This is a genomic window from Daejeonella sp. (assembly GCF_037719425.1).
Taxonomy (GTDB): Bacteria; Bacteroidota; Bacteroidia; order Sphingobacteriales; family Sphingobacteriaceae; genus Daejeonella.
On sequence record NZ_JBBJNI010000007.1, the window covers coordinates 35564 to 50866 of the forward strand.

The 15303-nt window shown below is 41.3% G+C and carries 12 protein-coding genes and 2 pseudogenes; 4 read left to right on the top strand and 10 right to left on the bottom strand.

The window, feature by feature from the left end:
• Positions 1-42 precede the first annotated feature (42 nt).
• Positions 43-528, bottom strand: coding sequence for a dihydrofolate reductase (locus WKF69_RS01915; RefSeq protein WP_340379098.1), 486 nt, complete (start codon positions 526-528; stop codon positions 43-45).
• Positions 525-1319: a thymidylate synthase gene (locus WKF69_RS01920; RefSeq protein WP_340379100.1), complete on the bottom strand. Its 795-nt coding sequence runs from the start codon at positions 1317-1319 to the stop codon at positions 525-527. The genes WKF69_RS01915 and WKF69_RS01920 overlap by 4 nt, the downstream gene beginning before the upstream one ends.
• Before the next feature lie 292 nt (positions 1320-1611).
• Between WKF69_RS01920 and ispE the strand changes: the two genes are divergently transcribed.
• Positions 1612-2415, top strand: a complete 804-nt coding sequence (ispE, locus tag WKF69_RS01925; RefSeq protein ID WP_340379123.1) for a 4-(cytidine 5'-diphospho)-2-C-methyl-D-erythritol kinase — start codon at positions 1612-1614, stop codon at positions 2413-2415.
• 355 nt (positions 2416-2770) lie between these two features.
• Positions 2771-3457, top strand: a pseudogene (locus WKF69_RS01930) (IS4 family transposase); the annotation flags it as partial.
• A 249-nt stretch (positions 3458-3706) separates the two neighbouring features.
• Here WKF69_RS01930 and WKF69_RS01935 read toward each other — a convergent pair.
• On the bottom strand, positions 3707-5227 hold the full coding sequence (locus tag WKF69_RS01935; RefSeq protein WP_340379103.1) for a RagB/SusD family nutrient uptake outer membrane protein: 1521 nt from the start codon (positions 5225-5227) through the stop codon (positions 3707-3709).
• Between the two features lie 11 nt (positions 5228-5238).
• Positions 5239-8358 carry a TonB-dependent receptor gene (locus WKF69_RS01940; RefSeq protein ID WP_340379105.1) on the bottom strand — a complete coding sequence of 1040 codons (3120 nt, stop codon included), beginning with the start codon at positions 8356-8358 and terminating at the stop codon, positions 5239-5241.
• A 617-nt stretch (positions 8359-8975) separates the two neighbouring features.
• Between WKF69_RS01940 and WKF69_RS01945 the strand changes: the two genes are divergently transcribed.
• The gene (locus WKF69_RS01945; protein WP_340379106.1) at positions 8976-9350 is read left to right on the top strand and encodes an Hsp20/alpha crystallin family protein; all 375 of its coding nucleotides are present in this window, start codon (positions 8976-8978) and stop codon (positions 9348-9350) included.
• Between the two features lie 529 nt (positions 9351-9879).
• On the opposite strand, the gene WKF69_RS01950 is transcribed toward WKF69_RS01945, so the two are convergent.
• From WKF69_RS01950 to WKF69_RS01970, 5 genes are read right to left on the bottom strand one after another with little or no spacing between them, the layout of a single operon-like run.
• Positions 9880-10881: a ketopantoate reductase C-terminal domain-containing protein gene (locus WKF69_RS01950; protein WP_340379107.1), complete on the bottom strand. Its 1002-nt coding sequence runs from the start codon at positions 10879-10881 to the stop codon at positions 9880-9882.
• Positions 10835-11266: a hypothetical protein gene (locus WKF69_RS01955; RefSeq protein ID WP_340379108.1), complete on the bottom strand. Its 432-nt coding sequence runs from the start codon at positions 11264-11266 to the stop codon at positions 10835-10837. Before WKF69_RS01955 ends, WKF69_RS01950 begins: the two co-directional genes overlap by 47 nt.
• A 27-nt stretch (positions 11267-11293) precedes the next feature.
• Positions 11294-11872, bottom strand: a complete 579-nt coding sequence (locus tag WKF69_RS01960; protein ID WP_340379109.1) for a DUF1572 family protein — start codon at positions 11870-11872, stop codon at positions 11294-11296.
• A gap of 4 nt (positions 11873-11876) precedes the next feature.
• A complete protein-coding gene (locus WKF69_RS01965) occupies positions 11877-12368 on the bottom strand; it encodes an acyl-CoA thioesterase (protein ID WP_340379110.1) in 492 nt (163 codons plus the stop codon).
• A gap of 52 nt (positions 12369-12420) precedes the next feature.
• Positions 12421-13023 (bottom strand): TetR/AcrR family transcriptional regulator, encoded by a 603-nt coding sequence (locus tag WKF69_RS01970; protein ID WP_340379111.1) that lies wholly within the window; start codon positions 13021-13023, stop codon positions 12421-12423.
• 184 nt (positions 13024-13207) lie between these two features.
• Here WKF69_RS01970 and WKF69_RS01975 point away from each other — a divergent pair, with 184 nt between their 5' ends.
• Positions 13208-13465: a hypothetical protein gene (locus WKF69_RS01975; RefSeq protein ID WP_340379113.1), complete on the top strand. Its 258-nt coding sequence runs from the start codon at positions 13208-13210 to the stop codon at positions 13463-13465.
• A gap of 201 nt (positions 13466-13666) precedes the next feature.
• Here WKF69_RS01975 and WKF69_RS01980 read toward each other — a convergent pair.
• Positions 13667-15303: pseudogene (locus WKF69_RS01980) on the bottom strand (hypothetical protein); the annotation flags it as partial.

Consider the following 15303-nt stretch of genomic DNA (forward strand, 5'->3'; position numbering starts at 1 on the left):
TTGTTTTTAAAAATTCTTTAAAGCAGAAATCTCCGTATTATTTCAGGCCCTGATATATTTGATAAATGTATAAGAATAAATATTCTTTTCGTCGGGCTCATGTGTGCTGCTTTCAGCCTTAATCCAGTTGGTTGGATCTATTTGCGGGAAGAAAGTATCTGCGTCGAATTCGTGATGTATAACAGTGAGATACAGGACGTCTGCCTGAGATAATGATTGTTCAAAGATCTGCGCGCCGCCGATCACAAAAGCCTCGATTTCATCATCGCAAAGGTCAAATGCATCCTGCAGGGAAGAAACCACATCTGCACCTTCAGCAACATAGCTGGCCTGGCGGCTTATCACTATATTCCTGCGATTGGGCAGGGCTTTTCCGATAGACTCAAATGTCTTTCTACCCATAATGATGGGGTGGCCAGTCGTCAGCGTTTTAAAGTGCTTCAGGTCGGCAGGAAGATGCCAGGGCAGCTGGTTATTCTTTCCAATACCATTTTTTTCATCGGTAGCAACAATAAGGCTAATCGTCATATAGCAACAGCTCCTTTAATATGCGGATGAGGATCGTAATTCTCCAGAGTAAAGTCTTCGAATTTAAAGCCGAAAATATCCTTTACCTGCGGGTTTAACTTCATAACAGGAAGAGGGCGGGGATCGCGGCTTAACTGAAGCCTGGTTTGTTCCAGGTGATTGTTATATAAATGTGCGTCGCCAAGCGTATGAACAAAATCTCCTGGCTGCAGATCACAAACCTGGGCTACCATCATCGTAAGGAGTGCATAAGAGGCAATATTGAACGGCACTCCGAGAAAGATATCTGCGCTCCGTTGATAAAGCTGACAGCTTAGTTTTCCATCAGCCACGTAGAACTGAAAAAAACTATGGCAAGGCGGAAGAGCCATGTTCTCTATTTCCGCCACATTCCAGGCTGATACAATTATTCTCCTTGAGTCCGGATTTGATTTGATCTGCTTTATAATCCCGCTGATCTGATCAATATGCCCGCCATCCTGTTTTGGCCATGAGCGCCATTGTGAACCGTAGACGGGACCCAGTTCGCCGTTTTCATCAGCCCACTCATCCCAAATACTTACACCATTATCCTTAAGGTATTTAATGTTTGTTTCGCCCTGCAGGAACCAGATAAGCTCATGTATAATGGACCTCAAATGAACCTTTTTAGTCGTAACCAACGGAAACCCTTTCTGCAGGTCAAATCGCATCTGGTATCCGAAGACGCTGATGGTGCCAGTGCCTGTACGGTCGTGTTTTTGAGTACCCTGATCGAGTACGTGCTGCATTAAATTGAGATATTGTTTCATATTCTGGCGTTGTCAGTGTTATAATATCTTATTACGTACCCTCAGCGCCTTAACCGCCAAGGTCGCAAAGATTTTCGCAAAGGTCGCAAAGTAACATGACGGATCTTTGCTAAATCCTTAATTATACGTTATTGAAGCTCTGCGCCCATTGCGTGAACTTTGCGCCCTCTGCGTTAAAAAAAATGAAGCATGCCAGGCTAAGCTTGGTCCCTCATATGCTTCCCGTTGCAAATAAAATAAATGTATTTTTGGCATCCTATTATTGTTCAAAACTAATGCGGATGTGCAGAATATGATAGCGTTTCCTAATGCTAAAATAAACATAGGTTTAAATATTGTCAAAAGAAGAGATGATGGCTATCATGATCTGGAGACGGTATTTTATCCGGTTATGATTAAAGATGTGCTGGAAATTGTGGAGGCGCGTGAGCTTTCCTTTAGCTCAAGCGGATTAGCGGTACCCGGCAGGCCGGAGGACAATATTTGCGTAAAGGCATTCGGGCTTTTGTCACGCGATATGAAATTGCCTCAGGTTAAGATCCATCTGCATAAAAACATTCCCATTGGTGCCGGATTAGGGGGAGGATCTTCAGATGCTTCATTTTTTATAAGCCTGATGAATGACAAATTCGGACTTGGCCTGAGCCGTGAACGGATGGAAGAGTATGCGTCGCAGCTGGGCGCTGATTGTGCTTTCTTTATCCAAAATGAACCGGTTTTTGCTTTTGAAAAAGGAGACAGATTTGAAAATCTTCAATTAGATCTGAGCAAGTTTTTCATTGTACTTGTGATGCCTGATATACACGTGCCCACGTCCGCTGCCTTTAAAGATATAGTTCCATCGCCGCCAGTTAAAAGCTTGAAGGATTTAATAAAGAGTGATATTACTACGTGGAAGGACTCTATTACAAACGATTTCGAGCCCGGCATTATCAGACAATATCCTGAGATCGGTCTTATAAAAGAATCGTTATATGGCTCGGGCGCTATTTATGCTTCGCTGAGCGGAAGCGGAGCCTCGGTATACGGGATATTTGAAGCGCCGGTGAAACTCCCCGGGCTTGAGTTGAAGAACAGGGCGTTTTATGGAGTTTAATTAATGGAGGGTTTAATTAGTGGAGAATTGAGAGTCACTAGTGTCCGGTAAAAATATTATAAAAAAACAGGGAGGAACGAATTCCTCCCATGATCTGGTTAGCTTTGAGTTACCACACTTAAAGCACCATGAACAAAAGTACTTTTTTTACCGGACAGCCGATCTTTTCTCAGCTCATAAAATTAATTCCGCGATCTGTTATTTCGCTGTCGGCATTGAATCACCAGAGCGACCGCTATTGTAAGAAATTTGACACCTATCACCATCTGATCACCATGCTTTATGCCTGTTATCAGCACTGCACGTCACTTAGAGAGGTTGATACCGGGGATTTTTACCGGACAGCCGGCAAGATAAGCTGTCCAGAGACCTGGTTATTATTGATTCGACCACAATCAGTCTCTTTCAAGAGGTATTAAAAGGAGCAGGTATCCGTGGACTAAACGGCAGAAAGAAAGGCGGTATAAAAGTTCACACGGCTGTCCGTGCCCATGAAGATGTACCTTTTTTGATTCGCTTTACCTCTTCAGCCAGCGCGGATGTCAGTTTTCTAAAGCATCTGCACCTTCCCAAAGGGTCTATCGTAGTGATGGACAGGGGGTATAACAGCTACAAAAAGCTTCATGAATGGGCTTTAGGCGGGGTAGATTGGGTTACACGGCTGCGGGCCGACAGCAATTATCAGGTGACAAGTGAACAGGATGTTACGGAACAGCAAAAAGCTCTTGGAATAAGAAAAGACCAGTATATAAAAATGGGCTTTAAGAATAATGTCATCCAGCAGGTTGATGCCCGAATGGTACGGTATGACGATCAGGATAGGAAACGTGAGTTTGCTTTTATCACCAATAACCGAATCTGGGATTCTTACAAAGTAGCTGAAATCTATAAAAGACGCTGGCAAATCGAGCTCCTTTATCCGGATGAGGGGGGCGTGCGAAACCAAAAGTCGGAAAAAAATACCCTGGATGGGTGTTCAATAATATACTTGGCCTTGTATGGAAAGTTTACCGGACAGCAATGGTTGAGAGTGGAGAATTGAGAGTGGCTGGGCGGAGAGGGGCGCGTTATTTCCGTTCAGACTGGTATCTGGTAACAGGCAGCTGGCAACAAAAAGCAGACTGGTAAGTAATTCCCGGCCCTTCCCATTGCCTATTCAGTATAGGACTGGCAGTGGGATTAGTCAGCGCCCCCGGGATTTTCTGGAAAACAATAATAAATTAATTCAACGATGTAGGCTGTAAGAGTAATGGTACAAGATTCTTTAATAATGGCAATAACCAATTCATTACTATTTACCATATTTCGGATTTTGTGTTAAAGCTGGGTTTTCCTGAATTGCTATTGAGGGAACAGGCCATAAATAATCACGATTAACATCGAACCTTCTGGTATCAATTCTTTCCCCTTTTATATTGACGGCATCTACATTTAATACCTGGCCCGCTGTTTTCCAGCGACGAATGTCATCATAATATAACCCTTCACCTGCCAGTTCTATCCTTCTTTCATGCCGGATTTCTTCTCTCATCTTCGCTTGACTCAGATTTGCTGGCAGAACTGGCATCTGTACGCTGGTGCGTCCACGAACTTGTTTAATTGCATCGTATACAGATGGGTCTGGCCCTACGATCTCATTTTGAGCTTCAGCATACATTAATAAAATATCAGCATAACGTAACAGAATATAATTTAACTCAGACAGGCCAGCAGCTAAAGTTTGAACTGGAACTTCTGTATCCTTATAAATTGAATATTTTTTCTGCCCATAACCCGTCCGGGGATATTGTGTTGCAGTTACAGGTTTTCCCTTATATGTACTTCCCGGAAGAATAACTGTGGCAGCTAGCCTTGGATCGCGGCCACTGTAAGGTTGAGCTGGCTTGTAAAGCGTAGAAATTGATATTGGTAATCCATCATCTTTCATGTAATAATCGTTTACAAGATCAGGTGTTGGTGCTACTGTATTAAATTGATCTAAGGATATATCCATATCGTGCCCTGATTCTGGATATTTATATTGAATATCAAAGATAACTTCAACATTACCCTCATTCTCCAGATAAAATAATCCACGATAATCTGGAAATAATGAATATATCTTAGAATCAATAACAGCTTTAGCGGCGACGGCTGCTTCAGCATATCTTCCTGCATACAACAAAACCCTCGCTTTAAAAGCTAGTGCTGCGCCCTTTGTTGCCCTGCCCTTATCAGTTCCGGAGTAACTTACAGGAAGGTCGGTAATAGCTTCATCAAGGTCCTTTAATATTTGCACTAATAACTCAGATGGTGTATTTCTTGGCAGGTTAGACTGTGTGGTATAATCCGGAGTGGCTAATATTAATGGGGCGCCTCCAAAATAATTCCATAATGGCATGTAGAATACTGCTCTTAAAAATTTCGCTTCTGCTTTAAAACGCTTTTTTAAGTTATCATCCATTGGAATTGGATCAATACGAGCCAAAAGATTGTTTGCCCGCCCAATTCCAAGATATACTCCATTCCAGGCATTATTAAAAAGCCCAGTATTTGCATCGTGGTTCCCCTGTATTACGAGGTTTTGCTCTCCATTGTAAGCATAAGCGTTTGGAGACCATGTTTCCCTCGTGTATAAAGGAGCTACGCCACCGTAAACACCAGTATGTCGTAAAGCTGTATAAATTCCATTAACTGCGGCTTCTGCTTGTTCTTTACTTTGGAAGAATCTGTCTTCCACGTATTTATCTCTTGGATCGATATTAAGTACATCATCCTTGCAGCTTGTTAATAAAGCAACGAATAATCCACTTATTAGAAAATATTTTTTCATGATAATTTTAATTAGAAGGCTACATTTAAACCTGCAGTAACCATTTTATTATTTGGATATTCTATTAAATCAGTCCGGGTAGTATTTCGTTCCGGATCACCCAATTTGAACTTAGATATGGTCATGTAATTTTGGGCGTTTACAAATACATTCATAAGTTGCACCCATTTTTGAGGAATTGTATAGCTTAACTGAACATTTTTTAAACGGAGGTATGATGCGTCCTGAACCCAATAACTTGAGGTTAAAAAGTTTTGTGGAAATCCTGTTGAAGTGGTGAGTCTTGGTAAGCTTGCTCCGGGATTTTCGGGTGTCCAGGAATCTGTTAACCATTCTTTTGTTACTCCAGCACCATTTCTAAAGGGCTGAGACAGGTTCCCCCGATTATAAGTATCTACATTTAAAGAGCCCTGCATTATAGCGCTGAGTTCAAAGCCCTTAAACCCTGCTCCTAAAACAAGACTGCAATTATATGCAGGATTACCGTTCCCAATTACAACACGGTCTGCGTTATCAATTTTTTTATTGCCATCTACATCCTTATACTTAATGTCTCCTGCTTTTGTGCTCGCACTTTGAAATGCATGGCTGGCAACTTCTGAGTCACTCTGGAACAACCCTTCCGCCTGTAAGCCATAAAAAGATCTGATTGGAAGCCCTTGTAAAATAATGGTTCCAAATTCTCTGCCGGTACCATTTATCGGCGCCACATTCAGGCCTTCTACTTTATTTTTTACATAAGTAACATTTGCAGCTACGTTATATGAAACTCCTCTGGATTTATCACGATATCCCAGAGTAAGTTCAATTCCTTTATTTGAAACTACTCCTATATTCTTAAATGGTCCCGGTAGATTCCCGACTTGTCCGGGTACCGGAATTTGTAATAATATATCTGAAGTCTTTTTGTCGAAATATTCAAATTCAGCTGTAAGTCTGTTATTAAAGAATCCAGCATCTAACCCAATATTAGCCATGGAGGTTGTCTCCCAGGTAATATCCCGGTTCCCAAGCCCACTTGCAGCAGCTCCACTCACTACGGTTGTTCCGAAACTGTATGGATAAAAAGCAATCGGATCGACAAATGCAAATGAAGCAATTTTCTGATTGCCAAGCTGGCCCCATGATGCACGTATTTTCAGATTTGTTACAAACTTATTATTTTTTAAAAATTCTTCCTCACTTATGATCCAACCTGCAGAAAACGAAGGGAAAAACCCCCATTGGTTGCCCTCTGCGAATTTAGAAGAGCCATCATATCTGAAATTTGCTTCAGCTAAATATTTATCAGAGAAGCTATAATTCACACGTCCGAAATAAGACATCAAACTTGCACGCGATGATTTTCCACCTACTACCGGGGTGGTACTCCCTGCATCAATTTCTGTTAAACTATTATCAAGATAACCCTGTACTGAGGCAGAAAAATTTTTATCATCAAAAGTTTCGATACTAAAGCCACCCAATGAATTCAACTGATGGGCTCCAAATTTCTTACTCCAGTTTAATGTATGAAAATTGGTTAGATTTAACTCACTGATACTTTCTTCCTGTACACCTCTTGAAGGTATATTACCCATGGCTGTTACTACACCGGTCTTAGGATTTGTCAGCATTATCTGAGGACGAGCGTATTTTCTGAGGTTAAATCCTGTATTAACACCGCCGGTTACTCTGTAAGTCAGATTAAACGGAAGCGTGATCTCTGCAAATACATTACCAAGCCCTCGAAATGTTGCATCTCTTTTATACCCTTCATAAGATAAAGCCAGGGTATTGCGGAAAACATTATGTCCGGGAACCCTGAACCATTGATCTGCATAACTTCCATCCTGTGCATAAGGAACCTGCATTGGCAGACCCCGATATAGTAATCCCATAATTCCCCCCTCGCCATTTGCATCGTTGGATGTGTATGAACTTTCGGTTATGTTCCACATATTACCAGCTATTGTTGCACCTACTTTAATTCGTTTATTAATCTCCGAACTCACATTTGAGGTTAGTGTGTATCTTTTAGCTCCGGTATTAATTAAAATGCCATCCTGATCAAGATAGCCTCCGGAAATAGAAAACAAGGTTTTATCACTCCCTCCAGAAAAACGTAGACTATGTTCCTGTATAGGTGCATTTTCAAACATTACGTCAAACCAATTTGTATTTGAGTAGATATATGGATCTGTTCCATTACGATATTCATCCAATAAGGCAGTTGTGTATTCTGCAGGCTTCCCTTCATTTGCAAGCGCCCTGTTTTTTCCTGTCATGTAATCTATAGCATTAGAAACTACATCAGGCTTGAATGTGATACTCTGAACCCCTGTATAATAACTATAGTCAACCTGGGACTTCCCTTTTATACCTTTTTTTGTGGTGACCAGAATTACTCCATTTGCAGCTCTGCTACCATAGATAGCGGATGAAGCTGCATCTTTAAGTACTGATATACTTTCTATATCTGCAGGATTTACTGACCCAAGAGGATATTCCACCCCATCTACCAATATCAGCGGATTATTATCATTCAACGTACCTATCCCTCTGACACGAAGCGTTGCACCATCAGCTCCGGGACGGCCACTAGTTTGATTGACATACACTCCTGATGCGCCTTGTAAAGCTTGCGACGCGTTGGTTATTGGTCTGTTTGCAAGCGCCTTCGCATTAATAGTAGTAACTGCTCCGGTTAAATTGCTCTTTCTTTGCGTACCATAACCCATAACAACTACTTCATCTAAGTTCTCGGAGTTTACTTCCAATATCACATTAACCTCACCACGGCTATCAACCGGAACCTCCTTGATTTTGTATCCTATGTAGGAAAATACGATGATGGCATTCTCATCTTTTACTGACAATCGAAATTTTCCGTTTACATCCGTTATAGCTCCATTTGATGTTCCCTTTTCTGTTACGGAAACCCCGGGCAAAGATTCTCCGCTTTTGTCCGTAACCAGACCTGAAACCGGATAGCTTTGTAAATTTACCGTTGCCGTCTTATCCAAAATCTGCTGCCCCTTTAACGAATTTGAAAAAGACATGCTGGTCAGGAATAACAATATAAATATCTGACTAAAAGTTATCTTCATGATTTGACCCCATGTTATAGGTTTGGGTAATAATAATTTCATAAAATTGATTTGTTCCAGTTTAAAAATGAGACACAAAGCCCATGTTACCGGGTTGAAGTAAGCATCAGGGCTGTTTACACTTAGGAGTGTTGCACCACTTCTAGGTTTTTTTTAATTGAGCGTTTAGTAATAACTGTTCTTTCATCTTTAGTCTATTTGGTTTAATATTAATTGATATGTTCCGTATCTGGATGCCTGGATAGGCGTTATCATCGAAGTCCATCCCCGGTTCCGTACTTCGTTTGTGCATGTAATGCGGAATAGTGGAAAAAGGAAATTTAGGACAAAGAGAGTAGTGGGTTTCATCATAAATGGTTAGCATTAAGCATTCTAAGATAAAAAAATTAAAATGAATAAATATACCCGTAATCAGCTATATTAATTCATCACCTTCCTGATACTAACGAGCATAACTAACTGCTAAATGTGTGGTGAGATTCTTGACGCGAGGATGAATTTGCTTTCAGTAATGCATGGAAAACCAATACGAGCGCAGCCTTGCCGGCGGTGTAATACAAAACTCAAATAATTAATACAAAAATAAAATAGACAATTAGACCCAAGTTAAATTCAATACTCAGAAAGGAACTAACTCATTATTGCCAGGCTATAATGAAGTGTTCGACTCAATTTTTAATGACACTTTTTTTAACAACCGTATAAGCTATGTGCCTCCGGTGAATTTTGGTGAAAGTGCTGAGACATTCCACATTGAGATGGCCGCGCCAGGCCTTCAAAAGGAGAATTTTAAACTTCACGTGGAAGATAACGTGCTGACTATATCTTCAGAAGTATCAAAAGAAAATGCACAAACCGAGAAACGTTATGCAAAGCGTGAGTTCAGCTATAATTCATTCGTCAGGTCATTCAACCTGCCTGAGACCGCTGACTATGACCGTATTGAGGCCGCTTATGAAAATGGCGTTCTGAAAGTCGATATTAGTAAGAGGGAAGAGGCGAAAACGGTCGCCCGGGAGATTCAAATAAAGTAATTCACAGAAGAGCCGTCTAATCAGACTGCTTTTTTATATTAAACCCCTTAGTAAATCAGCCTTTTAAATCCCGGCAAATACGATCTCCTCTAATTCCATTAAGCCAATAATCAATGTCTTTTTATCCCAGGTTTACTTGTTGGTCATTTAGTGTCTTTCTGTCACTTTCAACAGTTTTTCGATTAATTTTACCATCTTCACTGTTCATCAACGATGCATGAACCCTTCTACCAAAGGCAGTACTGTTTTTCTGGACAAGCTCAGGCAGGAAGTGAGAACAACCTGACCAACGAACAATTCGGTGTGGAAGAGTTGTCGAAGAATATCGGGATGAGCCGATCTTAACACCATCGCAAGCTCAATGCAGAAACACAACAATCCTTAAGTCAGTTCATTCGGGAATATCGTCGCTTTTAAGATGTTGTACCAGTTGCCGGACATAGTTCTGATCTTTTAAAAATGGGGTTACCAGCCTGCCAGCCCGGGAACGCAGGTGCAATGCTGCAAAAGACTTTACTAGAAGATTTTATTAAACAACGCGTTTGGAGGTTCCATTGAGCGCCAATTGTGCCTTTAAATAAACTAACTCTCCCAGCAGCCTTGTTTCTTTAATACCATCGTATTTGTCAAACTCTTTTGCAGTTCTGGTAATAGCAAAATTGAGTGTTTCTATTTCAGTTCGCTTTTTATGTCTGATATCCTGATAAGTAGATATGAGCTGTCCGTCTGATGACTTGCTTATCTGTAAAAGAGTATTTAGTACTGCGGTAGCATTTAAGAAAATGCCCCTGCACTCAGCTATAGGCAGACACTCGGCAATTACTCGTTTGGCGATATTAAGCGCCGCAGGTTCCCGATGAAATATCCCATTATCTGTTTCAAGAAGCGGGCAAACCGAATTGAAAATGCTGTTCAGAATTGCCTTTGTCCAGATCAGAGGCTGAATATTGAACTCTGTTCTAAATTCAAAACGGGTAGTATTCAATTTCTGAACTATATCATTCAGTGCCGTTGCGTCGCCTTTAATTATTCCGATAGGAGAGGCAGATACAGGTTTGAATCTGAAAGAATCTTTAGAGCCCGGCTGGCTTGTCGCGAAAAGCACACATCGATAGATCTGTAAGAAGCCCTGATCAACAAAAGGCTGTTCAAGCCCGTTCTGCAAAATAACTATCGGAGATACAGGAACTTTTTCTTTGAGTAGCGCGGCTAGGCGGATGTTTCCAAAAGATTTGCTTGTCAGTACTACCAGGCCCGTTAGAACCCCGAAATTGCTTATTGAACTTACGCGGATTGTTTCTCTTATAGAGCGTTTGCCGCTCAATTCAATTGTTATATCTTCAAGATAGGCAGGTATATAATCCGTACTTCCCCGAAGCAGGATCACGTCTTTCCCCTGATGTGTTAGAAAAACTGCCAGGGCTTTCCCGATGGCACCGGCACCTATTATATAAATTGTCTCCAGTCCTTTCATTGTCGAGATATTACATTTCCACATCATAAAAGCTTTCTCCCGGAATTTTATTTCCATGGATACCGTTTAGCATAGCGATTTGTCCAGTATGTGTAGCCATATCCATCACAGGGCCCTGCAGGAGTTTTTTAGCGATATCTAAATCAATTTCCGATTCACTGATCACGAGTGTCAGTACCTTGATTTCGTTGAGCAGCCGCTCCCTTTCTTCGCTAAAACCACTTATTTCTACGGCGGGAACGTTGAAGTGGCCTTCCGTAACCATGGTCTTCGTTTTTCTGGCCAAATCGAACATATGATTCATTATTTCGACCGGAGTACGGGTTTGCGGGCTAATCTTAAATTCTCCGAAACCCTCTTTTGAGGAAATGGTTGATTTGATAAAGCGGTATTCTATCGATTTGATAGCTTGAGCCAGCATGTAATTGAGATCTTCTTTCACTGTAAATGGTATTAATTGTCTTCTATCTCAAATGGCATCTTTATTTGAGCGATTCAGCAATTCATCTCTGAAAGGCGGATTTTCTTTAGGTTCAGAAAATTTAGCCTCATTGAACTGTTTTGAAGTACCTTTTGGGATGGAAAGCGACTCCCAGTTTTCGGCAAACATCTTTCCAATAAAAACAATTTGGCCTACATGATAGGGATAATGCGCTAATTGCCTGTTGATGGCTTCCAAAACTGTATGCCCCTCATTCCGGATATAGATAATTTTCTGCAGGTCATCCTCCGTTAGGCTTCTTAAAGTTGTAAGGAAGACATTCCATCCGTGATTCCATTTCTGCATTATTTCATCTCTGTTAGCCAGATCGTTTTCGAACTCAGCATCGCGGTTACGCCAGCTTTTTTCTCCATCAGTGATTAAGAAATCTGTCCAGCGGCTCAGCATATTTCCACACAAGTGCTTTACAATGGTTGCAACACTGTTTCCGTCCGTATTACATTGCCAAAACAGTTTGTCGTCCGGAATCTGGTCAAAGGTTTTGTCTCCTAATAATTTGTAATATTCAAATTGCTTTATCGCACCTGGGAGGTAATAATTTTCCATGTTCTTAGTTTTTTATTCCACGTTTCAGGGTTTTTACCCGTTCGTCGAAGTTTACCTCCTCAGCTAGGGGGTTAACGATCTGACCAAAAAAATCCATCAGATCCTCGGAGTGCTGGTAGCTCCTTTGGGTTTTAAGATTATAATGAACAAAACTTGTCCACATGGCCGCCTTCAAACACTTTTTATCCAGATCCCACATAAAAGCTTCCAGCAGCAATGTGCGTTTTGAAAACCTGATCAGCTGCGTCTGTATTTTAACTTCTTCCATTAAAAAGGCCGGCATCATGTAGGAGATCTGAGTCTGACCTGTTACCCAACCGATCCCTGACTCAGATGCAAGCTTGTAAATATCAAAACCGTAGTTATCTATAAGCTGGTCGCCGCGGGCGGTAACCAGATAATCGATATAACGTGAGTTGTTTAAATGGTTAAATGGATCGCAATCATGAAACCTAACTTTCATCGTACTTTCTAATATTTTTTTTTGCTCTAACATAATTGACATGTAAGTATAATATACCAATTGGTATATTATGTGTTAAAAAATTTTAAGCTCTTATATCTTTAATGACCTTTTCCAGGAAATCCATCGCTATATTTAATTCGATAGATTTCCCTGTCACTTTTGCCTGCATGATTGCGCCTTCGATCAGCGACATGATAATTACTGCAATTTGTGCCGGGTCAACATCAGCTTTTATTTCTGTGCGCTCAATTCCCCTTGTCAGTTGATTCTCCAGGGATTTCTTCCAAAAGGCGAGGGCAGCAACTGCCTTTTCTCTTAATAAGGGGTGTGTATCGTCAGCTTCAGTTGCGGTATTTAAAATAGGGCAACCGGGTTTTAGAAATGGGATCGTGAGGAAGTCTCTATACACCTCGGGATAAGTAAGCAATCGGTCAACGGCGTGTTCAGATCTCATTATTTTGCCTTTCATATACTCTTTAACTCTGGCAAAATTAAAATCAAAAGCTGCCAGCGCCACTTCATCTTTATTTTCAAAGTTGCCGTAAATGCTGCCTTTGGTTAATCCAGTCACGTATGTAAGATCGCTCAACGAAGTACCTGCATAACCTTTTGCATTAAAAACAGGTGCAGTCTTCTCTACAATAAACTGTCTGGTGCGCTCAGCTTTTGATTCTGCCTGATTCATATTCAAATATATATAAATATACCGAAAGGTATATTTATATATTATATTTTTTATCAGTATTTTGTCAATCGTGAAACAGGGATCACAATTAGACCGTAATGTATCTTAGGAAAATGAACTGCAAAATAGGGTAGTCTTTTTGAATGATCCAAAATTGAAGCCTTATAGCCACAGCGAGGAACACATGGTAATAGACGCGGGGCCAGGCCACCAATACAAAATGGGAGATGTCCTATATGCTTTACCGGTCCATATCTGCCCTACTGTTGCTATGTACAACCATGCAAATGTTGTCGAAAGCGGGGAAATTGGCAGGAAAATGGAAAATTACTTCAAGGGGAAGGGAGATAAATGTTTAACTACTATTGCCGAATATAGCATGCCACAGGCAAGCCTCTCTACACAAACACCCATATGTTCGTTTCTTAAGCCCAACCTCTGAATCTTCGTTAACCATCATTCCACATTGCCTGCCTGCCGGTAGGCAGGGCTGGTGCGGGCAGCATAGGCAAAGCCTAAGTAATAACTTTAAAAGCAGCAGGCGCTGCGGCGGGGTTTGCTCGAATATTTTACAGTTTTTAAATGCCGTCACGTCTCGCTACCACTCGGCATGCTATTTTTCCCTAAAAAAAAGCAGTTCAAATCATAAGTTATAGTTAAACCCAAACTCAAAAACAGGCGACCTCGGCCCGGGTTCATTCACAAATATCAGTTTTCCGCTGAATACAAAGTCTGGTAAATAGAACCGGAGCAGGTTCATATCTGCACTAAGTTCCAGCCCGTATGTCGTCGGACTGAATTGATTTCCTTTGCCGATATTTTGAAAATCTGCGAACAGTCCGCCCCGAACTCGTTTAACATACGCAAGTGTCGCTATTTCTGTATCGGGATATAATAACGGCAGCCGATAGTCAAAAAGGAGTGTGTTTCTAACAGGGCGCGATTTTAAATGTGCATAGCCACTTACTCTTGGGATATCAACATTAAAACGATATATGCCGCTAGTGTTCTGGTAATTAAAGCTTGTTTGTAAGGAATGGTTAGTCAGAAGCCCGGGAGCGAAGAATGAAGTTTGAAGCCGCAAAATGTCGCCGCTGAGATTTTTGTCGAAAGGTAAAGACTGATAAGACAAGCTCACATTCTGTCCCCACTTCGGCGCCAGGTCTCTCAGGCTGCGCTGCGTATTGTGGTTGAAATAAAACTTATATTGTAATGGGAATTGTATTTTATCCGCAAAGCGAGCCGGCCGGTTGCTTATCTGATACCTGGAAGTGTAACTGCTAAGTCCGCTAATCCCCATCGTATATGTTTTGTTCAAACGATTGGCGACGAAAGGAATTCTAATTTCCATTTCCAGAAAGTTCTCCCTCCAGTTAACAGGGATGCGGGTAGTGGTGCCCCCCTGTGTCTGTGATGCATAGGCGAGCCTCGCACGATTGATATATCTTACATCAAGTAGGGGATAAAAGCGCTTGTAAGTGAACCCTGCAAGGTATTCGCTTTTCTTCAGGCCGGAATTAAATTGATAACCGGTGTAGAAGTCGAGAGTATTCAGTTGATTGTTAGACTTTATTTTTAGCCCGATGTTCAGATCGCTATTGAAGTCATTATCTTCAGCAATTGCAGCAAGGCTATGAAAGTAAAACAGGTTACGGAATTCACTATACGGTTTAACGGGATACTCCTTTCGGGGGATGTTATCCAGAATGGTGGAATCAGATTCCTGTAAAACGAGTGGTTTTGCATAATCAATGAATGAATTCCTGATTTGTGACACAGGCAATCCAGGATTATTAGTCAGCGATAAGGAAGCTATATCATAACCCTTATTCTGAAAAATATTGAATAAAACTGAATTGTTTGCTTCGTCATACGATGGATTAGACGCACCATAGGGAGTGGAAGTCAGTTGGGTTACGCCTCTTCCCGGCCGAAGGGAGTAAATGTTATTAATGCCATTGTAATGCGCCCGGAATAGAATTCGTTCGCCGGCATATACCGGTCTGGACAATTGCTGCCGCTGAAAATCAAGCACCAGTTTTCCGGAGCCGTCTATTTTATTAAATTCTATGAGCGCTGCCCCTGCTTTATTGACAGCAACGCAAATTATCTTTGTCCCGTCATTACTATAAGAAGGAGTTTGCAGGGTGTAGTTATTGGGGTTAGGAAAAACTCTTAACTCTTTGCCGCACTCCGGATCGATTTCAATAATCTCAGATCTATTAGTAAGATCTATCCGTACTGCTGCAATGCTTTTGCCGTCAGGAGCCAGAACAGGCG